We start from the raw sequence: 25,185 nt of genomic DNA on the forward strand, positions 1-25,185 counted from the left end.
ACGAAAGCACACCGGTAGAAGAATAAATCTTTCTTCAGCCCCAGGGCTTTGAGAAAGCTGGGCGCGGCCATGCCGCGCCCAAAGTCTTTTTAATCTCCCTCCCCCTCACCTTTTCAAGGGCTGCCCGACCGCCTATAAGGCTGCTCCGATCAATCTCAGGTGTAGCCATGACCTCCGAGCAATCCTCTTCCGTACGGATCCGCCCGTTTCAACCAGGTGATTTGAGTACTCTTTTGCCGCTGAACAACTCCGCTGTTCCGGCCGTGAACGAGCTGACGGCAGAAGAACTGCTGGACCTGGTCAATGTCGCGCTGGTCTGCCTCGTTGCAGAAATCGGCGGAACACCAGGCGGTTTCCTGCTATGCATTGCCGATGGCGCGGATTATCAAAGCCGCAACTACCTGTGGCTGAGTGAGCGTCTTTCGAATTTCGCCTACACTGATCGTATCTGCGTTGACGAAACACAGCGTGGAAAGAAAATCGGCGATGCACTCTACGCCGAATTGTTCAAACACTTGTCCGAAACCGGTCGCTGCTTTGTTTGCGAAGTAAATGAACGCCCGCCCAATCCCGGATCTTTACGCTTCCACAAGAGACTGGGATTTGAGGAGGTTGGCAAATCCGACCTCGGCGACAAGGCCGTCATCTATCTTAGACGCGCACCCGAACCGGCTGCTTGAGCTCAACGACAAGGGACATGTTTCATGAACTACCGGCACGCATATCACGCTGGAAACATCGGTGATGTTCTGAAACATGCCGTCTTGGCAAGGCTGATCCTTTATTTCCAGCGCAAGGACAAGGCCTTCCGGGTCATCGACACACACGCGGGAATTGGCCAATACGATCTGAGTTCGGAAGAAACTCAGAAAACCGGGGAATGGCAACTGGGTATCGGAAAGGTGATGAAGAGCGAAATCCCACCTTCCGTTGCGCACCTTCTGGAACCCTGGCTCGGTGTTGTCCGGGAAATGAACCCAGACGGCTCACTGAAACTCTATCCAGGCTCCCCTGCCCTGGCCCGGCGCATGATGCGCAAACAGGACCGTCTGACCCTGACCGAACTTCACCCTTCGGACTTTCAAGCGCTGTCTGACCTTTTCGAGGGCGATCATCAGGTTAAGACCATTCATCTTGACGGATGGCTGGCCGTGGGAAGCTTCCTGCCTCCGAAGGAAAAACGTGGGATAGTGTTGATTGATCCGGCCTTCGAAGTACGCGACGAGTTTGACCGCATGACGGATGCGATCGTGAAGGGCTGGAAAAAATGGTCTGGAGGAACCTACGCACTCTGGTATCCAATGAAAGACAGCCGGGCGATCCGGCGCATGCACGAGACATTTGCAGAAGCAGGTCTGCGGGATGTTCTGACCCTGGAATTGAATGTCGGCAAAAGCGGTCCTGACACGCGAATGCTCGGCTCCGGAATGACACTGGTCAATCCCTCCTTCACTCTCGCTGACGAGATGCGTCAGATCCTGCCCTGGCTTTGCGATGTCCTTCACCAGGGACCGGGAGCAAGTTGGCAAGTTACACAACTGATCAGCGAATAATGTGGCACTTTCACAATTTTGCAACGCCAGATGCTTGACCTCGGGGCTTCCCTCCCGCAGTGTTTCCAACACTAATTGCCATCCGGAGACATCGCCGTGCTATTTGCCCGTTCCGCCCGTTTGATCCTGTCCGCTCTCACCGTTTGCGCAAGTCTTGCTGCTCCGGCAACGGCCGAAGAGAACCGTGCCTATTTCTCCTTCGGCGGTGACAAGCGCCTGCCGGACTGCACCGCAGCGTCCGTACAGAGCGCGGTTGCAGGGTCCGTCGCCCGGGCTCGCAATGACTATTACGGGGGGCGGACAATTCTCGGGATCGAAGAAATCAGGGAGGTCGCCTACCGGGTGAATGGCGTCAGCCCGCTCGCACGGCGCTATTGCAGCGGCAAGGCAAATCTTTCTGACGGCAGCTATCAATCCGTCCACTATCTTGTTGAAGAACATGCCGGATTTGTCGGCATTAGCTGGAACGTGGAAGCCTGCCTGGCACCACTCGACAAGTGGCGTGTATATGGAGCCCACTGCAGCACTGCCCGCCCTCACTGAGCTAAAGCTCTGAAAGGACTTGCCGATGGCGCTTTTCAGCCGCGCATGGAGTTTGGCTGCGTGCCTGATTATTGGACTAGTCTCCGGATCCGCAAGCGCAGACACACCAGGCGAATTTGATTTCTACGTCCTCTCGCTGTCCTGGTCACCGACTTACTGCAAGCAGAAAGGCGATGACGCCAATCCTCATCAATGTTCAGGCCAGGAGCCGTTTCGCTTTATTGTCCACGGGTTATGGCCGCAATATGAGCGAGGCTACCCGGCAAATTGTCCGGGTGTTTCTCAACGGATCGATCGTCAGATTGCGGTAGACATGGAAGACATCATGCCGAGCCACGGCCTCGTCTTCCATCAATGGCGCAAGCACGGGACATGCTCGGGACTGGACCCGGAAGATTACTTCGACCTCACCCGCGAAGCCTTCGAGAAAATCACGATCCCGGGTGCTTTCAAGACGCTCAACAAGCGCGGCAAGGCTTCCCCGGACACCGTTGAAAAGGCGTTCCGCGTTTCCAATCCGGGTCTGCTGGCAGATGGAATGGCCGTTATCTGCGAGAATGGCGAACTTGAAGAGGTTCGTATCTGCCTGACGAAAGATCTTGATTTCAGGTCCTGCGACAATGTCGACCGTTCAGCCTGCCGCATCAACAGCCTGTCGGTCCCTCCACCCAGGACCCGTTAACTTCACCGACAGTGAACATCGTCGCTGTCAGCATCGATAACCTCCTCTTTCTGGATTTGCCACGATGAAACTTCGCTCGTCTCCGCCATCTCCCTTTGGCCGTAAAATCAAACTCGCCATGGCTGTCCTGGGACTGAAGGACCGCATTACCATCGAAGACGCCAATACCGCCGACCCGTCGGACAGTCTGCGCAGCGAAAACCCGCTCGGAAAAATCCCGGCACTTATCCTCGATAACGGCGAAGTTCTCTATGATAGCGCCGTCATCCTCGAATACCTTGACTGGTTGGCAGGTGGTAACAAGCTGTTTCCAACCGGCGAAGCGCGATTTATCGCTCTTCGTGATCAGACACTTGCCGATGGCATCATGGATGCAGCAATCTTGCGGGTCTACGAGAAACGCTTCAAGGAGCCGAAGTACCGGGATCCTGACTGGGACAGTTATCAAGCCTCCAAGATCGAACGTGGACTGGACTATTTCGAGAACAACACCCCCCCAGCACCTTCAACCAAGGCTGATGTCACAGCAAGTTCCCTGACGCTTGCCTGTGCGCTCGGCTATCTCGATATGCGGTTTGGCGACGGTTGGCGTCAGGATCATCCGAAACTGGCGACGTGGGTCGATGCATTTGAAGCCGCGGTTCCTGCGTTTAGTGATACCAAACAGCCACCTGCATTGGTTCCGGACGACGCAAACGCCCCGCTGCGTTAAGTCGGCCAACTGACCTGTTTGAGTATTTCTGGGCTGTTCGACAGGAATGGTTACCCAAAGCCGCTCAAATGCGCGGCTTTTTTACGTTTGCCCGCCAGAGAGAGGCCGTCGGCCGCGTATCTTCAGCAAGCGCCGTCCGCTTGAAATCGATTGGCCAAAATCCTTTTGCGCAGCAAGGAGCGCCGGAACCATTAAGATCACAAGGAATAGGCCGACCCCAAGGCCATAAGAGAGCGTGATCACTGTCGGTTTCAAGAATTGAGCCTGACGGCTGCTTTCAAACAACAACGGTGCCAGTCCGAAGACTGTTGTTGCGGTCGTCAGCACCACGGCCCGCAAGCGGTCACAGACGCCGTTGACCAGTGCTTGTCCGAACGGATGGTCCTTGGCGTATTCGTCAATCGTCGTTACCAGAACGATGCTGTCGTTGATGATGATGCCGGACATGCCGATAAACCCGACGACAGAGAACATCGACAACGGAACACCATGCAGATAGTGCCCCCACAACATGCCTATCGCGCCAAAGGGAATGATGATCATGATCATCAACGGGCGCGTCCATGATTCAAAGATCCAACACAGTGTGAGATAGATACCGGCCAGACAAAGGGCAAAACCGATCATTGCTTCCGACAGGAAAGATCTTTCCTGTTCCGCCAATCCTCCCAACTCGCTTTCGACATCAAACTCGGTCGCGATCTGCGGCAGCAGATCATTTACCAGCGCAGCCGTGACACGGGCGGCCGCCTCCGGGTCGTCTTCCGATACGTCACCGGTAACCTGCAACGTCTTGAGGCCGTCATTTCTCCGCACCGAAGCAAAACCGTAGCTGCTGTCCACGTTGATGATCTCACTCAGAGATACGTAGCTGCCGGCATTTGTACGCACTCGCGTCGTGTAGAGGAAAGCGGAATCGGTTTCTTCATCCGGCATCAGCACCTTGACCGTTGCAGTCCGCCGTCCGACCGGGAACTCGGCGACTTCGATGCCTTCAAGCCTGTTACGCAGGATGATCGCGATGTCATCAGTTGTAAAACCAAGGGCTTCTCCACGTGGAGTGAGCGTCAGGTTCAGTTCGGGCTTGTCGTAGGCGAGCGTGTCCTCGAGCGCGCTCACCCCTTCCATCGAAGCAAGGGCCTGTTTCAGGTATTCCGCGGCCGCCTTGAGCGTCTCGGTTGAGTTTCCGTAAAGCCTGACATCAATTGCGTCGCCACCGGGACCGGAATGCTCGCCGCGCAAGGCAAGTGTCTCAAGCAGCGGTGGTCTGTTGATCTCCTCGCGCCAGTCCCTGATGAACTGGAAGGCAGAATAAGGTCGCAAGTCCGGATCCAGCAGTTCTATCGAAATGCCGCCGAGTTGGTCGACATCTTTCGTGTCCGCACCGCTTAAGCCTCTCCCGGCTGTTGCCCCCACTGTGGACAGAGTAAACAACACCGGTTCAGCGCCGTGTTCCCCAGCATAGCGTTCATTGACCACATCCAGCGCGCGTTCCATTTCCGTGATCATCGCCTTGGTGTCTTCACGCTCTGCACCAGGCATCATGGCGATACTGGCCGATACGACAGCCCGTTCCGGAGCATTGAAAAAACGCCAGCGAACGCTTCCGTCAAAAAACAGCGTCAGGGACAGAAGCAGGATCATCACGCCAAATCCGAGAACCGGATATCGCATTCTGATGACCCACCCGATGAAGCGCCTGAAAAGGTTCTCCCGAAACCAGACAAAACCACGATTGAAAAGCCGGTTCGGAAAGTCGTACCAGTGCGGTTTCTTGCTGGCCTTCAAGGCATGGTTCATATGAGCCGGCAGGATCAGAAAGGATTCCACCAGACTTGCGATCAGCACAACGGCAACGGTGAAGGGAATGTCGGCGATCAGATTGCCGAACCGTCCGCCGATTGCGATCAATCCGACGAACGCAATCAGTGTGGTTATGGACGCGCTGAACACCGGCGCGGTCATGCGGCGGGCGGCCAGGCTCGCGGCCTCCTCCGGCGGGTATCCACGCCGGTGAAGGAAATCGGCATGCTCCCCCACGACAATGGCATCGTCAACGACGATGCCCAGACAGATGATCAGAGCGAAAACCGACACCATATTCAGCGTCAGGCCGAACGCATACATCAGACCGACCGTTGCCGCCATGGCGACGGGAATACCGGCCGCGACCCAGAACGCGGTGCGTGAGGACAGGAACAGAAACAGGAAAGCCAACACCAACCCGAGACCAAACAACCCGTTTTCAATCAGGATGTTCATACGATCGATGATGTTTTGCGATCGGGTCCGGGTCATTTGAACCACGACGCCATCCGGCAGCGTTTCCTGAAATTCTGCTGTGATCCTCTCGACTGCGCGTTGAATGGAAATCGTGTCACCTTGCGCGCTGCGGTCGACCCGCAGAACTACCGCCGGCATGCCGTTGTGATAGTAGGCCCGACCGCTCTCTACACCCTCGGTGACAATGTCGGCGACGGAGCGCAATTGCAGTTTTTCACCTTGGCTTGGGGCCTTAACGACAATCTCGCCGAGTTCCTGTTCAGACCTTCTGGTCTGACCGGTCCGCAGACGGGCGCTGCCACCACTGACATCGCCTGCTGGCGTGGTTTCCATTTCCGCTGAAACAACATCGGCCACATCGCGCAGGGTGAGGTCATGCCGCACCAGCATCGCTTCGCCAACATTGATCCTGATGATTGGATCCGCAAGGCCCTGAAGGCTGACCCGCGTCACTCCCTGGCGAAACAGTATGGTTTGAAGGTCTTCCGCAAAACGGGCCAGTTGATCGAGGTCGACCGGGCCATAAATGACAACGTCCGTCACACGGTCACGGTAGACACCCCTGCTGATAACAGGTTCCTCGATCCCGTCAGGCAAGCTCGATCGGGCTTGATCGACAGCGGCTTTGACCTCGTCGGTCGCCTGTCCCATGTCCCAGTCGTCTTCGAATTCCAGGTTGATCCTGACGCTGCCTTCCCGCGCGACCGAAGTGGCTTCGTCCACACCATTGACCGCGAGCAACTGAGGTCCGAGGATTTCGACAACGGATCGGTCCAAGTCTTCAGGCCCTGCTCCCGACCACGTAATGTTGACGTTGACTTCTTCGCGAACAAAATCGGGAAAGAACTGTGTTCTGATCTGAGTGCTTGCGGCAATTCCGGCGAGCAGCATCAGGGCAAGCAGCAAATTGGCCGCTGTCCGGTGACGCACCATGTAATCCAGAAAAGACGCAAATCTCGGTCCACCGGGAGAACGCATGTCAGAACACTCCAATCACGGTGCGGGGAACAGCAAAGCTGGATCAGCCGCTACGCCCATGCCTTTGTTCCAGTCGGTCGATCAGATCCTTGGGGACCATCGGCTTGTTCAAAAGTGCCAGAAGCCGGGCCTTGCGGTTCTCGGGTAAGTTCGAATTGTTCAACTGTTCGATCAGCGCCGCCCGGCGTTCCGGCTCAAGCGCCACGAGATCACCTGGCGGCCCCGTTTCGTCCGCACCTGATCCGCGATTTGCTCGAGGCGCTTCAGCAGTCATGGGAGCCGCCGTCCCCACACCATCGGTCCTGCGTGGTGTGACTTTCAGCCCCGTACCCAGTTGCGGCAATCGTTCTCGAACATAGTCCGTGCCGAACGGCACATCGGCGAGTACAACTTCATTGCCTACGCGGCGCAGGATTTTTGTCTTGATTTCGCGTATCCGGTCGCCGTCATCAACGACCAGTAACCTTCCATCTTCGGTAACCGCCGCTGATGGAACAACCGCGACCTCCCTCAGCTCCGGCTCTTCAACACCCACTTTCACGAAATCACCGGGGCGCAAAACGGTTCCCGGCTCCAGGTCCAGCATCGCAAAGAGCGTCCGCCCCGCCTCACCTTCAGAGACGACGGCGGCTGCGCGGTCGATATGGCCGGGTATCTCGACAGACCGTGGCCCCAACTCCAGCGTGACGGTCACGGGAGCCTTGATCAGATTGCCGCTCGCGTCGAGAAGACGGGAGAATTCGCTGGTAGAGAGAGAGAATTTTACTTCCAGTGCTGCCGGATCGATCAATAGGGCCAGCGTTTCCGACGTAGAGACTCTCCGTCCCAAAGTCGCATCGACCTCTGACAAATATCCTTCATAAGGGGCGACCAGAGTCGTCTCGTTGAGTACGCGCTCGGCGTTTTCCAGAGCAAGTTCGGCCCGCTGTACGGTTAAATCCATACGTTCAATGAGTTTTCGCGCGGTGATTACCGATTGCAGGCGATTGTTGAGCGCTTGCTCGAGCGACGCGACGGCCAACTCTTCGGTTTCCACCTGGACGGCGGTTGAATAGCCTTTGTCCTTCAGCTGGATTTGCCGCTCAAGCGCCTGTTTTCGCAGCGCGAGTTGCCGGCGGGCTGCTTCAAGCTCCTGTTCGGCAACAATAATTGCTTCTTCCGCCTCAGTCTTCTGGGCGCCTGCATCGGCGAGTGCTGCCTCGGCATCCAGATACTGGAACTCCGCATTGGCGGGATCGATACGAAGCAGCAATTCACCTTTTGCGACAGCAGCGCCATCGCGGAATTTGCTGGCAACGTCAACCAGCCGCCCTTCCGAACTCGCGCGAAGCTGCAGGGTTCGCCAGCTTTCGACCTGTCCGTATGCGGTCGTAATCGGAGAAATCGCCTCCGGCGTCAGTTCCGCCACGTTGACTGTGTAGCTGCGCTCGCTGGCAGGCCTTCGACGAGCCGTCTCTTCGGTTGTCATCGCCTCGTAAAGACGCAAGCCCCCGAAACCGACAAACCCGATCATGATCGCCATCAATGCCAGACCAACCAGTCCGCGCATCAAAAACCGCATACACCTCTCCACCAAAAGACCCTGCACCTACCCGTCCGAAGGCGCGTCCGTTCGCTTAGCATTTAGCGCTAAGATCATGTTTTACCACGGGTGTAGGGCAAAAATCAGAAAAGGTTGTAACCAGGTGTAACAAAAAAACCCGGCACCTGCGGTACCGGGTCTTTTTGGTTGGAGACGTGTTCGGCTCAGAATTTGTAGCCAACGCCGAGACGGACTGTCGAATTGTTGAAGTCCGAGCTCACGCCTGTTCCGTTCAGGTTGAAGTCCTGGCTGCCGAAATCCTGATAGACGTATTCAAGACGTGTGGTCAGGTTGTTGGTGACCAGGGCTTCCGCACCTGCACCAACGGTCCAGCCGAGTGCGGTCTTGCTGTCACTGGTGCCGTTGCCGGAAACTTCCAGATCGGCAAGCGCAAGACCACCGGCTCCATAGACCATGTAGCGGTCGAAGTTATAGCCAACCTTACCGCGGATATTGGAATTCCAGTTCGACTTGGACTCAAGCGACAGACCGCCATTGTTCCGCGTCTCGTTGAGATCGGTCAGGCTGAAATCAGCTTCAGCCCCGACAACAACGTTCGGGGTGACCTGGAAATTATAACCCGTGTAGAGGCCGCCCGACACGCCATTGGCATTGGTCCCCAGACCTATGTTGCCACTTTTGTTGCCGAAGTTGCCGAATGCCCAGCCGACATTACCGCCGACATAAATGCCGGACCAGTCAATGCTCTGCTGCGGGGCAGGAACAGCCTCGTATGCCGGGGCGGGAGCTTGCGGCAGATCCGCCGCCCAAACAGGCGCCGTACCAGCCGCTGTGGCAGTCAGAGCCAAACCAGCAATTGCAAGACGTTTCATGAAAGATACTCCAGATCCAAATAACCCTAACTGAGCAGGTCAACTGAAATTGACCAATAAGAGATGGACGGGGTTGTCGCGTCCACACTCTCCCCACGGCGGACATATGGGGAGCGTTTGTGGCGGATCAGGATTGAGAATTAGGAGTTTTGGTGACAAATGACGGCAACATTCTGTCAGGATGAACATGACCTTAAGGGAATTGCATTTTGCATCACCATCAACGCAAAGATCCTTGTGCACGGCTTTCCCCGCACCAATCTATTGCGTATAAGGCGCCCAACATGATTTGCGCGCCCCTTCCGAACCTGTGCCCGCTGACCGACATTGACCCGAACCGGAACTCATAAATGCTGTTTGACTATATAAGCCTCGCAGGCGGATTGGTTGTGCTGATTATTGCCGGCGATGTCTTGGTCAGAGGGTCTGTCGGCATTGCCCAAAGGCTGGGCATTCCCAATCTTGTCATTGGCTTGACCATTGTTGCCTTCGGGACCTCCGCCCCCGAGCTGGTCATTTCCCTGAAAGCAGCCATGAAGGGGGCCGGCGGTATCGCGATCGGCAATGTTGTCGGATCAAACATTGCAAACGTTCTTCTGGTACTCGGTCTTCCTGCGCTCATCGCGGCAACACCCTGCGGCGAGTCCGGTGCAACCCGCAATGCGCTGTTCATGGTTGCCGTCACCCTGGTCTTCATTGTCCTTTGCTTTTTCACCCCGATAGGCTTCATCGCCGGTGTTATTCTGCTCGCACTGCTTGGCGGCTTCCTGGCCGCCTCGACCATGACAGCGCGCAAGCACCGTAAAGAACAGAAGAAAATAGCATCTGCCGCCGGAGCGGCTGTCGCGGATGCCGAGATTGACGAAGAAGACGACGCGTTGGACGATGTCGACGACGTGCCCGACTCCGTCTGGGTCGCCATGATCTACATCGTTCTTGGCCTTGTCGGGCTGCCACTTGGTGCACATTTCACCATCAACGGTGCCACCGACATCGCAACCGCCTGGGGTGTAAGCGAAGCAGTCATCGGGCTGACCGTGATCGCTCTCGGCACTTCCCTGCCTGAACTCGCAACAACCGTCATGGCCGCCATCCGGCAGCATGGGGCTGTCGCAATCGGCAACGTTATCGGCTCCAACATCTTCAACCTTCTCGCAATCATCGGAATCACCGCCGTCATCGTTCCGATCGATGTTCCTGCGGAAGTCCTGAAGTTTGACGTTTGGGTGATGTTGGCCTGCGCGATTTTGCTTACGGTGCTTGCAGCCTGCAGGATCTGTCTCGGCAAGATCTCGGGTCTGGTGATGACCTGTGCATATTGCGGCTATATCGCTACCGTTTACCTGATCGGAAATGTCAGCTGAATTACCCTGACACGGGAAAGAAGACAGGTGCAAAGCGCAAGACATCTTCCCCAAATGCCTTTGCGCGCTTAAATGTCTGACATGCAGGAAACGACCGATTCTCAAAACAAAGATGATACAGGTTCGGAAGAAGCATCTGCTCCGGTAACAAAAGGGGTCGATGTCATCGCCGATGAGGTAAAGCGCCTGCCGAACGGACCAGGCGTTTACCGAATGCTGGATGAGAATGGTGAGGTTCTCTATGTCGGCAAGGCGCGCAGTCTGAAAAAGCGCGTCACCAGTTACACCCGGCTCCAGGGTCAGTCGAACCGCATCATGCGCATGATCCTGTCTACCGCCGCCATGGAATTCGTCGTAACCAGAACGGAGCCTGAAGCGCTGCTCCTGGAAGCCAACCTGATCAAAAGGCTTCGCCCACGCTTCAACGTACTGCTGCGCGACGACAAATCCTTCCCCTATATTCTGGTCACCGGTGATCATGAATCGCCCGCAATCGTCAAACATCGCGGCGCTCGAAAACGCAAGGGCGACTATTTCGGCCCCTTCGCCTCTGCCGGTGCAGTGGACCGGACCATCAATGCGCTTCAAAAGGCATTCCTGATCCGCACTTGCTCCGACAGCTATTACGAAAATCGCTCGCGCCCCTGCTTGCAATATCAGATCAAGCGATGTGCGGGCCCCTGCACCGGCGAAATCGATCACGAGGATTATGCCGGTCTGGTTTCCGAGGCGAAGGCTTTCTTGTCCGGTCGAAGCCAGTTGATCAAGAAACAGCTGGCAGAGCAGATGGAGGCCGCCTCAGCCGATCTCGAGTTCGAACGGGCAGCCATATACCGGGACCGATTGACCGCGCTGTCCCATGTACAGGCCCATCAGGGTATCAATCCTCAGTCGGTTCAGGAAGCCGACGTCTTTGCGATCCATCAGGAAGGTGGGCAGTCCTGCGTTCAGGTGTTTTTCTTTCGCACAGGTCAAAACTGGGGCAACCGGGCCTATTTCCCGAAAGCAGACAAATCCCTTGAAGAGGCCGATATTCTGGAAAGTTTTTTGGCGCAGTTTTACGACGACAAACCTGCGCCAAAGCAGATCCTCCTCTCTCATGGCCTTGCGGAACAGGAACTTCTGTCTGAAGCGCTGAGTGAGCGGACCGGCCGTAAAGTGGACATCGCAGCGCCCAAGCGGGGTGAAAAGAAAGAGCTGGTCGAACACGCCTTGACCAATGCCCGCGAAGCCCTTGGACGGCGCCTGGCGGAAACCTCAAGTCAGGCCCGGTTGATGAAAGGTGTCGCGGAAGCATTCGACCTGGCAACGACTCCTCGCCGGATCGAGGTCTATGACAACTCGCACATCATGGGCACAAACGCCGTCGGCGGCATGATCGTCGCTGGTATCGAAGGTTTTGCCAAGGGACAGTACCGAAAGTTCAACATCAAGTCGGAAGACCTCGTTCCAGGTGATGACTACGGCATGATGCGCGAAGTTCTGACACGCCGGTTTTCACGTCTGTTGAAAGAGCACGCGCGAGACGACAATCCGGCGACGAAAAAAGACCCGCTTCCCGAAGATGCGGACGCTGCAGAAGAAGACACATCCCAGTCCATGTCCGAGATGCCCGCCTGGCCCGATCTTGTTCTGATCGACGGTGGTCAGGGACAGCTCACCGCGGCACGTGAAACGCTGGAGAGCCTCGGTATAACCGATGTCCCCCTCGTCGGCATCGCGAAGGGTCCGGACCGTGATGCCGGACGGGAGAAATTCTTCATCTCCGGTAGACAGTCCTTCATGTTGCCGGAACGCGATCCGGTTCTTTATTTCGTCCAGCGACTACGTGACGAGGCCCACCGGTTCGCCATCGGCAGTCACAGAGCGCGGCGAAAGAAGGATATTGTCAAGAATCCGCTCGACGAGATTGCCGGTATCGGCCCAACTCGAAAGAAAGCCCTATTGCGTCATTTCGGCACCGCCAAGGCCGTTTCGAAGGCCGGCGTCGACGACCTCGCTTCGGTTCCGGGTATTTCCGAAGCGATTGCCAAGTTGGTCTACGACCATTTTCATGAGTGATCTGTAACCGCGCGAAACTATCTTTTCGTGCACTTGCCGACAGACCGAGGAACAACAATGTATCCAAATCCGATGGAAGCCGTACAAAGGTACATTGACGAAAAAGACTTCGGCATGGCTCTCGAGATCCTGATGGATATGCATCAGGTGAACCCTCAAGATCCCCAGGTAAACTATTGGATCGGCGTCATCTTCCTGACGGTCGGGCAGTGCGACAAGGCAATCAGCCATCTTTTAGTTGCGTCAAAGGTGGCCAAGAAAGAAGCCGCGATATTCGCCACGCTTGCCGATGCACTGAACCTTGACAGCCGGCCCGAGGAAGCCCTGCCCCATGCGCGCAAGGCCGTAGCGCTGGACAAGAACTCAGAATTTGCTCACCGCATTCTCGGTGAGATTTATAGCGTGCTGCGCCGCCCGGTGATGGCCGAACATGCATTTTCAAATGCAATCAGGCTCAATCCCTCTTCCGCAATCGCGCATCTCTCCCTGTCCAGGCTGCAAGTGTCCACCGGCAACTTGGACCTGGCTGCGCATCATTTCCAGCAGGCCTTTGAACTTGCTCCAAACGAACCCTCGGTGCTCATCAGTGCACGGGATCATCCAAGCTCCGAGATCACGCAACAAGTACTTCAAAATATCGAGGCCGCCCTGACCGCGCCCGACACCCGCCTAACCAGACTGGAAAAGGCAAGACTGGCCTTCACCGCCGGTAAGATTTGCGATGACATCGGAGATTTCCCAAAGGCTTTTCACTATTTTGAGAAACACAGGTCGGACTACTACAAAGGCTATGCACCTGACAGTCAGGAAGAATTCTTTAGCGCCTACGAAACTGTATTCAACAAGCAGTTTTTTGAAGATCGGCAGGACTTTGCACTTTCCAGTGACCGTCCTGTATTCGTGTTCGGCATGCCACGCTCAGGCACCAGTCTGGTGGAATCCATTCTATCCGCACATCCCAAATGCTCAGCAGCCGGTGAACTTGTCTTTTTTGAAGATCAAATCTTGGAGCTGACCGGTGGAGCGTCCGACGCAGGCTCCTATTTCGCGGCTGTTCAGAACCTTGATAGAAAGACTGCACAAAAAATCGGACGCAAATATCTGTCTTTACTGGACGGCTTTGGGAAAAAGAACTTCCGTGTCGTCAACAAACTGCCGCAGAATTTTGAGCATCTCTGGTTATTGGCACTGCTCTTCCCGAACGCGCATTTCTGTCATGTGCAGAGAGATCCTGCGGACACATGCGTTTCCATATACATGACGCCGCTGGCCAGCAAACACACCTACAATGAAAATCAGGAAACGCTTGCGCATTATTTCGGACAGTACAGAAGGCTGATGCGCCATTGGCACAAGGTGCTGCCGGTTAAAATCCACGACCAGTCCTATGAAGATCTTGTTGCCGCTCCGGGCGAGCATCGCAGAAGTCTGGTTGCACACGTTCGGTTGCCGTGGGATGACGCCTGCACGCATCACGAAAACAACGATGCTCAGGTTTTCACCTTCAGCATGACTCAGGTCAGAAAGCCGATTTATACCAGCGCCGTGAATCGCTCCGAGAAGTATTCAATGCACATTCAGCCCTTGTTGAAGGCGCTCTCGAGGGACGACTGATTAAGGATTGCAGGCGAAACTTGCGAAAAGATCCGGCGGCTCCATTAAGAGTATGATATGGCTTGCCTCAATTCCGTCTTCATGAAACCGACCCGCTGAATGCCTTTCGACACGCCTCGCAACCGCCGCTCCCTGCTTGTTACCTTGTTCTCATTTATCTGCTGGTGCGGATGTCTGGGCGCGCTTGCCGTCAGCATCATGGGCTTGTCTACCTTTTTTGCACCAGAGTTCTGGCTCGCCGACAATATGAGCTTTTTTCTCCGCCAGTTTTTGGCCGGTGGCTTGGCCGGCTGTATCGCAGGCGGATTGGGGTTCCTTGTCAGTCACAGGATGGCTCGTCTTTACAAGGTGCTTTTCACGCTGGCCCTGTCAGCGTTGTTTGCTCTTGCAGGACTGACAGCTGTTCGCACACTTGAGAATACGGCCGAGTTGACTTCCTTGTCCGAAGACGCGACTTCAATCAAGGTCATCTCAATCAACATCGAACACCTGTTTCTGGGCGATGAAATTCTACAGGCCTACCTGGCCAAGGAAAATCCGGACATTATTGTCATCCAGGAAGTCTTGTGGTGGTTGCAGGAACGTCGCTGGCGGCGACTCGGCCTCCCCGTTGGCGAGAACGGAAACGGAGTTTTTCCGGAGCATCTGAAGGTCGGTGAACTGGGCAATCTTGCGGTCTATTCACGTTTCCCGGTGCTGAGCGACAAAACAAATATCATCGAAGGCGAACTGCCGCCCGGCGCGAATGTCTATTATGACGCAGATCGTGAACTCCTGTCCCTCACACTGGATACCGGCAAGCACCCCCTGCACCTTTTGGCAATCCATCCGGACAGCCCACGAACACGCGCCCGCTGGCTCAACAAACGGCATTACTTCGATCAGGTTGACGAGACCATTCAACAGCTGCAGGCCCAAAACGATGGTCCGGTTCTGGCCATAGGTGATTGGAACAGCTCGCCCTGGTCCGCTCGTTTCCAGAGAACCTTGTCTGAAAGCAACCTGAAGACCGCTTATCCTGGCGGATGGCCCCGGACGACGCGCTTTTTCTTCGATTACCGTCTCCACTGGATCCTCGGAGCCCCTGTCGACCAGTTCGCCGTGTCGAAAGACATCCAGGTTGCAAGCGTCTCTCTGGGACCGGACATCGGTTCGGATCATTTGCCCCTGGTCATCGAAATCGAACTCGAATAACCCTCATTGATTGAAAGATATGCTGTGACTTCAACCCTGAAGTGTTTGAGGCTACAGCCGGGATTCGGAACACTGCCCGGATCTTGAGACCGATTCCCAGACGATCCAAATGGCCAAACTCTATTTCAACTACTCCTCGATGAATGCCGGAAAATCTACGGTGTTGCTGCAGGCCGCCTACAATTACGAGGAGCGCGGCATGAATACGCTGCTGCTCATCGCCGCCTTTGATAACCGGGCCGGTAAAGGGCGTATCGCTTCCAGGATCGGGCTTGCCGCGGATGCAGATGTCTTTTCTGCCAAGGATGATGTGTTCTCACATGTCGCAAGTTCCCACGAAAACAAGCGCCTTGACGCAGTTCTGGTCGATGAAGCGCAGTTTCTGACCGAGGAGCAGGTCTGGCAACTGGCCAAAGTTTCGGACGAATTGCGCATCCCCGTGATGTGTTTCGGTTTGCGCACGGATTTTCAGGGCAAGCTGTTTCCCGGGAGCGCTTCCCTTCTGGCGCTTGCGGACAATCTCAAGGAGATCAAGACAATATGCTGGTGTGGACGCAAGGCAACCATGGTCGCGCGCCTGGATAGTGACGGACAGATCCTTGAAGAAGGCGACCAGGTCGTCATTGGCGGCAACGAAACCTATGTATCGCTTTGCCGAAATCACTGGTCTCAGAAAAAACTCGGCTAATAAAGTGCTAAACGGATCTGCAAGACACCAGATCCTGACAACTGTCCTTGAGCAGTCTCGGGCGAAAGCCGGGTCCTGCCTTTGCTGAGAGTGCGCTAACGGGCAGTTCCGACGTCGGTCAAATCCTGCATGGTCTGACTGAGCGTACACACCCGCCGAACGTGATCTTTCAAAAGCCGTTCAAATTCGATCGCGACCTGTGCCGGATCTGCGCGTCTTGAATAAAGCAGTCCGAACGTCATCCACCGCTCCGGCACAATCGGAACAGTCTTGACCAGATCCCCGAACGGTTCTGCAACCATTTCGTCGGCAATTGTGACCCCCGCCCTTTGCGCCGCAAGAGCACAGGCAAACTGCGACGATGACACTTCAATGCTGCTGGCTGGAGTAATTCCAGCGGAATGAAACATGTCGTCCAATTGATCTCTGAGCAGCAATCCAGGCATCAGCCTGATGATCGTTTCTTCACCCAGCATATCCGTTGTGATGGCGGGCTCTCCTGCGAGGGCATGATCTTTCGGCAAAATGGCAAGTGCCCGAACGCGCAACAAAGGTACTGTGCGGATCTCAGGGTGTCTGACAGGCAAGGCTCCAATGCCAATATCGTATTCCTGCCCGGCCAGCCATTTCCCCGCTTCGCGACGTGCACGAAGGTCGACACTGACGTTGACTTCCGGAAACTTCCTCGAAAACTCGACAACGGCGGGAGCTGAAAGAAATTGCGCTATCCGGGGCATTGTCACCACGCGCAGTTTCTGCGACCTGCCTGCCCGGATTTCGTCGGCAATCCGCCTGACCTCATCCAGGTTGTCGAGAATACGGCCTGCCTCGCGATAGAATGCAACGCCTTCCGGCGTTGGCGTGAGACTACGACCACTGCGGTCAAAGAGATCAAGCTTCAGTTCCGCTTCCAGACCGGATATCAGCCGGCTGACCGCAGGCTGGCTGAGGTGCAGCAGTTCAGATGCTGCTGCGACAGTTCCCTCTGACAGGGCGTACCTGAAGGCACGGAGTGCTTTGATGTTCATTGCGTGACTCTTGCTAATTTCGCAAGAGATAATAACACAATTGCATTTTTGACAATTAACTCCGGCTGATACGATTGCATTATCGCTCAGGGAGGAAAGCGCATGAAACGCAGAGACCTAATCAAGGCGGCTCTTGCAGCCGCAATCGTCACCGTCAGCGCAAGCGCATCAATTGCCGCAGACTGGCCTTAACGTGACCGACCCTCATTGGCAAAATGCGCGGGACGGCCTCTGCGATATTACGTCGGCCCTCGGGTCATTGTGCGCCACGCTGTGCAAGATCGCTCACAACATCAATTTGTTGGCCTCTTCGGATGTCGGTGAGGTTTCAGAATCATATACCCATGGTCGCGGTGCATCTTCCGCGATGGCACACAAACGCAATCAGCGCGCTTCCGAATTTGCCGAAGCCCTCGCACGACTGGGGCGGCAGCGCTCGGAACAAATGGGCGAACTGACGCTGCATCAGCACGAACGGTCCGGCGGTGTCTGGATCGGCGAATGGCTCCTGATACCTGAAGTGTTTCTGCTGACCTCAGGGGCTCTGTTTTGGATCCACAACATGTTCGCCGGCCTCGAGTTTCACAAAACCCGTATGTCTGAACGGGTCAGACTGTTTGAATTTTCCAATTCGCAAGACGTTTCCAACAATCACGCCTGAAAAGCCAAAACGGCCCGCAGTTTCAGTTTCAAAGAAAACAGATACCTTGATGCCACTCCCGACCGCCCGTAAAAGGGGTGAAACAGGACAGGAGTGACCTCCAAGATGCTTGGTAAGATTTTCAAATCCCTTTTCGGCTCTTCCGGAGAAGAAAAGAAGGGTGCCTCCAAGAGCACCGTTGTGGTCTATGACGACTTTCAGATCATTGCGGAACCTCAATCGTCCAACGGGCAGTGGCAGGTTGCCGGGCGGATCGAAAAACAATTTGGCGAAACCACCAAGACGCACCGTTTCATTCGCGCGGATACTTTGCCCGGCGAAACGGATGCCGCCAACGAGATGGTGCGCAAGGCCAAAATGATGATTGACCAGCAGGGCGACGCGATTTTCGATTAACATCAGCCGCTTTGAGATTTCTTGCGTCTTTTCGAAGACGTATCTCATCGGAGCGATGACACGCGGGTGCATTGCAATCTACCACCTGCCCGGGGTATTCGACACCTTGGCCTGCAATCCGACTACTGAAAGCCGATATGACACGACAAGTTGTTCTTAGCCTGCCCAATCTCCTGACATACGGGCGCATCCTGGCGGTTCCTGCTGTCGCGGCCTGTTTTTATTTTGAAGGCACAACACCCCGCTGGATTGCATTGGGCATTTTTATTGTCGCTGCAATCACAGATTTCTTTGACGGTTATCTCGCCAGGGCCTGGCAGCAACAATCCGCGCTCGGACGCATGCTTGACCCAATTGCGGACAAATTGCTTGTCAGTGTCAGCCTGCTGATGCTTGCGGGAGATGGAACAATCGGCGGCTGGTCGATGATTGCGGCAATCATCATTCTGTGCCGTGAAATCCTGGTCTCCGGTCTTCGTGAGTTCCTGGCCGAACTCCAGGTAAGCGTTCCGGTCACACAGCTCGCGAAATGGAAGACGACGGTGCAGTTGATTGCGATTGCCTTTCTGCTGGCAGGTCCTGCGGGCGACACGATCTTCGCATACACCACGCTAACGGGACTGATTGCACTCTGGCTTGCTGCGCTGCTGACCTTATATACGGGTTACGACTACTTTCGGGCCGGGATAGGTCACCTTATTACTGAATAATTGAGGCGCCGCCAGCTTATGCGGCGTCGCAAGGCAAGTTTATCGAGAGGTCTCATGAACATCCGCTATTTTGCCTGGGTTCGCGAACGGGTCGGGGTTGAGGAAGAAGCGATCGACCTGCCTGGCGGCGTGAAAACCGTGGCAGATCTGATCAGTCACCTGAAGTCGCTTGATGAAAACCACGCCGCTGCTTTCGAAGAAGAAGACGCTATTCGCGTCGCGCTCGATCAGGTGCATGTTGAAAACGATGCCGATCTTGCCGGAGCCAGGGAAGTGGCATTCTTTCCCCCGATGACGGGTGGTTGAGCCATGACAATTGAACCGCTCATCAAAGTCCAGCTTGAGAATTTTGGCGCAGAGGCTGAGGCTGCACGGTTGACCACCGGCCGCAAGGATGTTGGTGCGCTCGTGAGCTTTGTAGGGCTTTGTCGGGACGAAGCCGGAACCCTGGCAGCTTTGGAACTTGAGCACTATCCCGGGATGGCGGAAGCTGAACTGACACGCATGGCAGAGGACGCTATCGGGCGTTGGCCGTTAACGGGCCTGACCATTGTTCACCGCTATGGCAAAATAGCTCCGGGCGAAAACATCGTCCTGGTAATCGCCGCCTCGGCTCACAGGCGCGCGGCTTTTGAGGCCGCCGACTTCCTGATGGATTTTCTGAAAACCCGCGCTCCCTTCTGGAAAAAGGAGCACCTTGCATCCGGAGAAAGCAGTTCCTGGGTCGAAGCAAAGGCAGGGGATGACAAAGACGCCGAACGCTGGTTGAATACACGTTCTGGCACTTGAGGATTTTCCGACAACCGGCCTCATAACCCGACGATATTTAAAAGAACCAAGCCCTCGCACCCTTTCCTGCGTTTGGGCTTTACTCCGTTTGCAAAGGTCCTGCCCCTTGAAAGACACGAGCGATCCGTCTGACGCATTGGCCGAAGAAGCGGAAGGACAACACACCGAGCCAAACGCCTACAGCGAAATCATCCGGGATCCGGGAATTCCCTTCATCGAATTCGTGACCATCATTGCAATGATCATGGCGTTGAACGCGATGGCCATCGACGTGATGCTGCCCGCACTGCCGGCCATGGGCGACGCGCTCAACATCATCGAGGAAAACAACCGTCAGCTCATTCTGCTGTCTTATCTGATCGGCTTTGGTGGCGGGCAGTTGTTTTTTGGGCCGATCACAGATGCGCTCGGTCGGCGAAAGGTCATGGCTGGCGGATTGGCGCTCTACAGCCTCGCCAGTATCGCTGCCATTTTCGCTGTAGACCTGGATCAGCTACTTCTTGAACGGGTTCTGCAAGGCGTTGGCTGCGCCGCGGCTCGTGTTGCCGCGCTATCTGTTGTGCGCGACTGTTATACGGGCAGGAAGATGGGCAAGGTCATGTCCCTTGTCATGATGGTCTTCATGGCTGTTCCGGTCATTGCACCGTCCATCGGTCAGGCCGTTCTGCTTTTTGCGGGATGGCGCTGGATCTTTACACTGTTGCTGCTTGCCGGCTTTGGCATGTTGATCTGGACCGTTCTGAGGTTGCCGGAAACGCTGACACCGGAAAAACGGCGGCCAATGGAGCTTTCAACCATCATCGGTGCCTACAAGATCGCACTGACAACACGCGTCAGTCTCGGCTATACGGTCGGTACGGCTTTTATCTTCGGTGGGCTGTTCTCGTTCCTGGCGATGTCGCAGCAGATATTTGTCGACGTTTTCGGCCTGGGCAATCTCTTTCCGATCGTGTTCGCGGCCATCGCCATTGCCATGGCCGGTTCGTCCTTCACCAATGCCCAACTGGTTGAAGCGATAGGGATGCGCCGGCTCTCCCATGGCGCTGCCGTGCTTTATACGGTCCTCGGCTTTGTGGTTTTCCTGATCTCGGCGCTTGGATTTGAGAATTTCTGGGTGTTCATGATCCTGACTGCCATCATCATGATGTCTTTCGGTTTCATGGGTGCAAATTTCAACGCCATGGCAATGGAGCCTTTGGGGGCGATTGCCGGAACGGCGTCCTCCGTGATCGGCTTCATAAGCACCCTTGGCGGTGCCCTGCTCGGATACATGATGGGTCAGCTGTTCAATGGCACCACGTTGCCGCTCGGACTTGCTTTTTCGATCTATGGCCTGTTTGCCATCGGCTGTATTCTTTATGCCGAACGCGGCCGCATGTTCCATGCGTTGGAGCGCACTTAAGGCTCATCCCGGTTGGATTGGATCTGATGCGGCGTCCGAACCTGCGTTTCAGGCTTCAAAATCCACCTACAAAAAAAGCGGGCTCATGCCCGCTTTCTTCTGACCCGGGTTATCGACTGTTCAGGCAGTCGCAGCTTTCAATGCAGGTGCATTCGGCCGTACCGCAGCGTCGTAATCTTCCATCAGGGTTTTGATAATGTCCCCCACAACGAATTGCTGTCCGGCAATTTCGGAAACCGGTGTGACTTCCGCCGCAGTGCCTGTAACGAAACACTGTTCGAAACCGGACAACTCTTCTGGCATGATCGCCCGTTCAATCACTTCGATACCACGATCCTGTGCCAACCCGATGACAGTCCGGCGGGTGATACCGTCCAGGAAACAATCAGGCGTCGGCGTGTGGATCTTGCCGTCCTTGATGAAGAACACGTTTGCTCCCGTGCACTCGGCGATCTGACCACGCCAGTCCAGCATCAAGGCATCCGTGTAGCCTTTTGATTCAGCTGTATGTTTGGAGATCGTGCAGATCATGTAGAGACCGGCGGCCTTCGCCTTGTAAGGTGCGGTTCTCGGATCCGGGCGCCGGTACTCCGCCATATCGAGACGAATTCCCTTGAGCCTTTCTTCCGGCGCGAAATAGCTCGGCCATTCCCACGCGGCAATTGCCAGATGGATCGTGTTGTTCTGCGCCGAAATGCCCATCATTTCGCTGCCACGCCATGCGACGGGCCGGATATAGGCATCCGTCAAATTCATTCTGGCGAGCGTTTCTTCCTTGGCAGCGTTGATCTGTTCGGCTGTCCAGGGAATTTCAAACCCGAGCATGCCGGCGGATTCCAGCAGTCGATCGGTATGTTCTTCCGACTTGAAAATACGTCCGCCGTAGGCCCTCTCGCCTTCAAACACGCTGCTGCCGTAATGCAGCCCGTGGCTCAGGACATGTAACTTTGCATCTGACCAGGGCACAAAATTGCCGTCGTACCAGATATCACCACTGAGCTGATCAAAAGGCGTTCCAGCCATCTTTCATCTCCCGCCCGCTCTTTGAGCGAATATTGTTTTCCATTAACAGAGGTGAATGTCGCCAAAGACTTGCGCCAATTTCCCCGCTGTATTTTTTGCACAGCACGCCAACTATCGGTATCCTGATGACCGCAGCAACGAAGAATGGATTCGTTTAACATCTGATGCCTAATAATGCATCAAAAAGACCAATCATTTCGTTCGCGGCTGCTAACAAGTAACAATCGACCAGAATTAAGTCAATATGACTGACGTAAATTTCAAACCCGCAGTTTCACCCGTTTCACGGGATCGAAAGGATGCCGGAAAAAGGCTCGCAGACTCAAAGGGCGAGGAGACCCTCCCCTATGACCTGATCGAGTTACTTTTTTTCGCGTATCGAGACTTTACCAAGGACCCGGACGATGTACTGACCAAGTACGAATTCGGTCGTGCCCATCACCGCGTGTTGCATTTCGTTGACAGAAATCCCGGCGTCATGGTCACGGATCTGCTCGGAATATTGCGGATCACCAAGCAAAGTCTTGGCCGTGTTCTGAAGCAGCTGGTGGATGCCGGCATAATAGAGCAGCGCGAAGGACATCACGACCGGCGCCAGCGACTGCTGTATACGACCGAACAAGGGCATGCACTTGCTGTGGACCTGACAAGACTGCAGCAAAAACGCCTTGAGCGCGCCCTAATTGGCATGCCAGATGGCAGCGAAGAAATAATCCGCAAGTTTTTGCTGCAAATGATCGATCCAGAAGATCATCCGGACGTATTGAAGCTTGTCCGCAGTTCTTATGATCTGAAAGATTGAATACAGACTGTTCTTTAAGGAACCCGGCCGAAATGACTGTTCAGGTGCCTGACGACAATGCCAATCACATTCTCCTGGTAGATGACGACAAGCGTATCCGGGACCTGCTTTCCAGATTATTGAAGGAAAACGGTTTTCGCGTTTCCTCCGCAGCCAATTCGGCAGAGGCCAGAAAGTGCCTGTCCGGATTGGAATTTGATCTCATTATCCTGGATGTGATGATGCCCGGGGAAACCGGGCTGGAACTCGCAGCTTCCTTGCGGGAAGAGTCCGAAGTTCCGATCCTGATGCTGACGGCAAGATCCGAAACACCGGATCGGATCGCGGGCCTGGAGGCAGGTGTTGATGACTATTTGTCAAAACCCTTTGAACCGCGAGAACTCATGTTGCGGATTGCTGCCATATTGCGCCGTGGAAACCTCCAACCCGCGATCATTACAGACGAAATCAGGTTTGGTCCGTTTTCCTACAATGCATCCAGGGGTGAGCTTAAGAACGGTGAATCCCTGGTTCGTTTGACCGACCGGGAAAAGCAGATCCTGTCAATCTTCGCCGAACAGCCCGGAGCAACTGTCCCGCGGCACAAGATCGTCGGTGACGAGAGCGGGCTTGGCGAACGGACTGTTGACGTGCAGATCAATCGGCTGCGCAGAAAAATCGAATCCGATCCGGGTAACCCGATCTACCTGCAGACAGTCCGGGGCATCGGCTACCGGCTTGCTTGCGATTAAGTTGGATGCGAATGCCGGACTTTGAAGCCCTCTTCCAGCGCTTCCCGATCACCAAGCCGTTAAAACCGCTCCACAGCGCTTATCGGGCTATCTCCCACGTCATGTACCGGGTGATGCCCAAAGGGCTGTTCACACGAACATTCCTGATTATCGTTGCACCGATCGTGATCCTGCAGTCAGTGCTTGTTTTTGTGTTCATGGAACGCCATTACCAGCTCGTCTCCCGCCGCATGTCGGAGGCCGTGGTCAGGGAAATCGCCGCGATTGTCTACGTGCTGGAAAACTATCCGCAGAACAGCGACAATACCAAAATCGAAGAGCTTGCCTCTCGCGCGCTCGGCATGTCCCTGACGGTGTTGCCTCTGGAACCTTTGCCGGCGCCCACCCCCAAGCCTTTTTTTGATGTGATCGATCAGGAACTGAGCATTGCCATCAGCCGCAAGATCGGCAAACCATTCTGGATCGACACGGTCGGCCGTTCGCGTTTTGTGGAAATCCGCATTCAGTTGAAGGATTCCATCCTCAGGATCTTCGCCCGGCGCAGCCAGACCTATGCATCCAACTCACATATCTTCCTGGTCTGGATGTTCTCCACATCGGCGGTGCTGGTGATCATTGCACTTCTATTCCTGCGCAACCAGATCCGGCCCATCGTCAGGCTGTCCCAAGCCGCCGAAGCCTTCGGCAAGGGTCGGCCGGTCGAAAACTTCCGACCCAGTGGAGCGCGCGAAGTCCGAAGAGCCAGCCTGGCCTTCATCGACATGCGTCGCCGAATTGAACGCCAGATCGAACAGCGTACGACCATGCTGGCCGGCGTCAGCCATGACCTGAGAACCATCCTCACGCGGCTCAAACTGCAAATCGCGTTCCTGGGTGACACATCGGAAAGCGAAGCAATGCGAAAGGATGTGGACGAAATGAGCCACATGCTGGAAGACTACCTGGCCTTTGCCAGCGGAGATGGTGACGAAGACATCGAAGAGACCGATATTGCTCTGCTATTGGAAGAGTTGGAAGAAGAAGCGGAAATCTCCGGATTCGCAGTGACAACCTCCTTCCAGGGGCCCGCAGAAGCGCAAGTGAAACGCCTTTCCATCAAACGCTGCCTGTCAAATCTTGTAATCAATGGCTGCAAATACGGAAACCGGGTCGAGGTTTCCGGCAAAATTGAGCGCGGTTGGATGACAATCACCGTCGATGACGACGGCCCCGGCATTCCCGAAGACCAGAGGGAAATCGCCTTCCGCGCCTTTCACCGGCTGGATCTGGCTCGAAATCAGGACGAAACCGGAAGCGGACTGGGTCTGGCGATTGCCCGAGACATAGCCCGCGCGCATGGCGGAGACCTTTTTCTCGAAGAAAGTCCGCTTGGTGGCTTGCGCGCAAAACTGCGCATCCCGGCCTGATGCCGGTCCGATGGTCAGTAGAGCCGCCCACCAATCGGCACACCCTTGTCCGGGGTCAAAAGCACCACTTCGCCGTCTTCATCAGGCACGCCGAGCGTCAGCACTTCTGACATGACGGGTCCGATCTGACGTGGCGGGAAATTGACGACA

General features: G+C 55.3%; 24 protein-coding genes and 1 pseudogene. 19 read left to right on the plus strand and 6 right to left on the minus strand.

Translation table 11 applies throughout. The features are described 5' to 3' along the window. The first annotated feature begins 167 nt into the window (after window positions 1–167). The 5 genes from K5905_RS03430 to K5905_RS03450 all read left to right on the plus strand — a co-directional run bounded on the left by K5905_RS03430 (window position 168) and on the right by K5905_RS03450 (window position 3,490). Window positions 168–680 (plus strand): GNAT family N-acetyltransferase, encoded by a 513-nt coding sequence (locus K5905_RS03430; RefSeq protein ID WP_297580341.1) that lies wholly within the window; start codon window positions 168–170, stop codon window positions 678–680. 24 nt (window positions 681–704) lie between these two features. Next, window positions 705–1,553 (plus strand): 23S rRNA (adenine(2030)-N(6))-methyltransferase RlmJ, encoded by an 849-nt coding sequence (locus K5905_RS03435; protein ID WP_297580343.1) that lies wholly within the window; start codon window positions 705–707, stop codon window positions 1,551–1,553. 96 nt (window positions 1,554–1,649) lie between these two features. Beyond that, window positions 1,650–2,096: a cytoplasmic protein gene (locus K5905_RS03440; protein ID WP_297580345.1), complete on the plus strand. Its 447-nt coding sequence runs from the start codon at window positions 1,650–1,652 to the stop codon at window positions 2,094–2,096. 25 nt (window positions 2,097–2,121) lie between these two features. Continuing rightward, the gene (locus K5905_RS03445; RefSeq protein WP_297580347.1) at window positions 2,122–2,778 is read left to right on the plus strand and encodes a ribonuclease T2; all 657 of its coding nucleotides are present in this window, start codon (window positions 2,122–2,124) and stop codon (window positions 2,776–2,778) included. A gap of 64 nt (window positions 2,779–2,842) precedes the next feature. After that, window positions 2,843–3,490, plus strand: a complete 648-nt coding sequence (locus tag K5905_RS03450; RefSeq protein WP_297580348.1) for a glutathione S-transferase family protein — start codon at window positions 2,843–2,845, stop codon at window positions 3,488–3,490. 81 nt (window positions 3,491–3,571) lie between these two features. Here K5905_RS03450 and K5905_RS03455 read toward each other — a convergent pair whose 3' ends face one another. The 3 genes from K5905_RS03455 to K5905_RS03465 all read right to left on the minus strand — a co-directional run bounded on the left by K5905_RS03455 (window position 3,572) and on the right by K5905_RS03465 (window position 9,166). Next, window positions 3,572–6,751, minus strand: coding sequence for an efflux RND transporter permease subunit (locus K5905_RS03455; RefSeq protein ID WP_297580350.1), 3,180 nt, complete (start codon window positions 6,749–6,751; stop codon window positions 3,572–3,574). Between the two features lie 43 nt (window positions 6,752–6,794). Continuing rightward, window positions 6,795–8,312, minus strand: a complete 1,518-nt coding sequence (locus tag K5905_RS03460; RefSeq protein WP_297580352.1) for an HlyD family efflux transporter periplasmic adaptor subunit — start codon at window positions 8,310–8,312, stop codon at window positions 6,795–6,797. Between the two features lie 185 nt (window positions 8,313–8,497). Next, window positions 8,498–9,166, minus strand: coding sequence for an outer membrane protein (locus K5905_RS03465; RefSeq protein WP_297580354.1), 669 nt, complete (start codon window positions 9,164–9,166; stop codon window positions 8,498–8,500). Between the two features lie 350 nt (window positions 9,167–9,516). Between K5905_RS03465 and K5905_RS03470 the strand changes: the two genes are divergently transcribed. The 5 genes from K5905_RS03470 to K5905_RS03490 all read left to right on the plus strand — a co-directional run bounded on the left by K5905_RS03470 (window position 9,517) and on the right by K5905_RS03490 (window position 16,087). Further along, window positions 9,517–10,530, plus strand: coding sequence for a calcium/sodium antiporter (locus tag K5905_RS03470; protein ID WP_297580355.1), 1,014 nt, complete (start codon window positions 9,517–9,519; stop codon window positions 10,528–10,530). Window positions 10,531–10,602: 72 nt separating this feature from the next. Then, complete coding sequence (gene uvrC / locus K5905_RS03475) at window positions 10,603–12,591, plus strand: excinuclease ABC subunit UvrC (RefSeq protein WP_297580356.1); 1,989 nt, start codon at window positions 10,603–10,605, stop codon at window positions 12,589–12,591. 57 nt (window positions 12,592–12,648) lie between these two features. After that, window positions 12,649–14,205, plus strand: a complete 1,557-nt coding sequence (locus K5905_RS03480; RefSeq protein ID WP_297580357.1) for a tetratricopeptide repeat-containing sulfotransferase family protein — start codon at window positions 12,649–12,651, stop codon at window positions 14,203–14,205. A 99-nt stretch (window positions 14,206–14,304) separates the two neighbouring features. Beyond that, the gene (locus K5905_RS03485; protein WP_297580358.1) at window positions 14,305–15,399 is read left to right on the plus strand and encodes an endonuclease/exonuclease/phosphatase family protein; all 1,095 of its coding nucleotides are present in this window, start codon (window positions 14,305–14,307) and stop codon (window positions 15,397–15,399) included. A gap of 109 nt (window positions 15,400–15,508) precedes the next feature. Next, entirely contained in the window at window positions 15,509–16,087 is a 579-nt protein-coding gene (locus K5905_RS03490; protein WP_297580359.1) for a thymidine kinase, read from the plus strand. 95 nt (window positions 16,088–16,182) lie between these two features. Here the strand turns inward: K5905_RS03490 and K5905_RS03495 are convergent, their stop codons facing one another. After that, window positions 16,183–17,115 carry a LysR family transcriptional regulator gene (locus K5905_RS03495; protein WP_297580361.1) on the minus strand — a complete coding sequence of 311 codons (933 nt, stop codon included), beginning with the start codon at window positions 17,113–17,115 and terminating at the stop codon, window positions 16,183–16,185. Window positions 17,116–17,308: 193 nt separating this feature from the next. Between K5905_RS03495 and K5905_RS03500 the strand changes: the two genes are divergently transcribed. From K5905_RS03500 to K5905_RS03525, 6 genes are all read left to right on the plus strand, one after another. Next, window positions 17,309–17,776: a lyase family protein gene (locus tag K5905_RS03500; RefSeq protein ID WP_297580362.1), complete on the plus strand. Its 468-nt coding sequence runs from the start codon at window positions 17,309–17,311 to the stop codon at window positions 17,774–17,776. A 105-nt stretch (window positions 17,777–17,881) separates the two neighbouring features. Further along, window positions 17,882–18,172: an HlyU family transcriptional regulator gene (locus tag K5905_RS03505; protein ID WP_297580364.1), complete on the plus strand. Its 291-nt coding sequence runs from the start codon at window positions 17,882–17,884 to the stop codon at window positions 18,170–18,172. A 137-nt stretch (window positions 18,173–18,309) separates the two neighbouring features. Next, complete coding sequence (gene pgsA / locus K5905_RS03510; protein ID WP_297580366.1) at window positions 18,310–18,882, plus strand: CDP-diacylglycerol--glycerol-3-phosphate 3-phosphatidyltransferase; 573 nt, start codon at window positions 18,310–18,312, stop codon at window positions 18,880–18,882. A gap of 54 nt (window positions 18,883–18,936) precedes the next feature. After that, window positions 18,937–19,188: a molybdopterin converting factor subunit 1 gene (gene moaD, locus K5905_RS03515; protein ID WP_297580368.1), complete on the plus strand. Its 252-nt coding sequence runs from the start codon at window positions 18,937–18,939 to the stop codon at window positions 19,186–19,188. A 3-nt stretch (window positions 19,189–19,191) separates the two neighbouring features. After that, a complete protein-coding gene (locus K5905_RS03520; protein WP_297580370.1) occupies window positions 19,192–19,671 on the plus strand; it encodes a molybdenum cofactor biosynthesis protein MoaE in 480 nt (159 codons plus the stop codon). Between the two features lie 106 nt (window positions 19,672–19,777). Then, window positions 19,778–21,073 carry a multidrug effflux MFS transporter gene (locus tag K5905_RS03525; RefSeq protein ID WP_297580372.1) on the plus strand — a complete coding sequence of 432 codons (1,296 nt, stop codon included), beginning with the start codon at window positions 19,778–19,780 and terminating at the stop codon, window positions 21,071–21,073. Window positions 21,074–21,193: 120 nt separating this feature from the next. Here K5905_RS03525 and K5905_RS03530 read toward each other — a convergent pair whose 3' ends face one another. After that, window positions 21,194–22,096, minus strand: coding sequence for a branched-chain amino acid aminotransferase (locus K5905_RS03530; protein WP_297580374.1), 903 nt, complete (start codon window positions 22,094–22,096; stop codon window positions 21,194–21,196). A gap of 244 nt (window positions 22,097–22,340) precedes the next feature. Between K5905_RS03530 and K5905_RS03535 the strand changes: the two genes are divergently transcribed. Genes K5905_RS03535 through K5905_RS03545 form a run of 3 tightly spaced genes read left to right on the plus strand, consistent with a single transcriptional unit; the run spans window position 22,341 to window position 25,035 of the window. Continuing rightward, on the plus strand, window positions 22,341–22,898 hold the full coding sequence (locus tag K5905_RS03535) for a MarR family winged helix-turn-helix transcriptional regulator (RefSeq protein ID WP_297580375.1): 558 nt from the start codon (window positions 22,341–22,343) through the stop codon (window positions 22,896–22,898). A 32-nt stretch (window positions 22,899–22,930) separates the two neighbouring features. After that, window positions 22,931–23,629 carry a response regulator transcription factor gene (locus K5905_RS03540; RefSeq protein ID WP_297580377.1) on the plus strand — a complete coding sequence of 233 codons (699 nt, stop codon included), beginning with the start codon at window positions 22,931–22,933 and terminating at the stop codon, window positions 23,627–23,629. An 11-nt stretch (window positions 23,630–23,640) separates the two neighbouring features. Further along, window positions 23,641–25,035 (plus strand): ATP-binding protein, encoded by a 1,395-nt coding sequence (locus K5905_RS03545; RefSeq protein ID WP_297580379.1) that lies wholly within the window; start codon window positions 23,641–23,643, stop codon window positions 25,033–25,035. 14 nt (window positions 25,036–25,049) lie between these two features. Here the strand turns inward: K5905_RS03545 and K5905_RS03550 are convergent. Then, window positions 25,050–25,185, minus strand: a pseudogene (locus K5905_RS03550) (tRNA-binding protein); the annotation flags it as partial.

This window comes from Roseibium sp. (assembly GCF_025698965.1).
Classification (GTDB): Bacteria; Pseudomonadota; Alphaproteobacteria; order Rhizobiales; family Stappiaceae; genus Roseibium.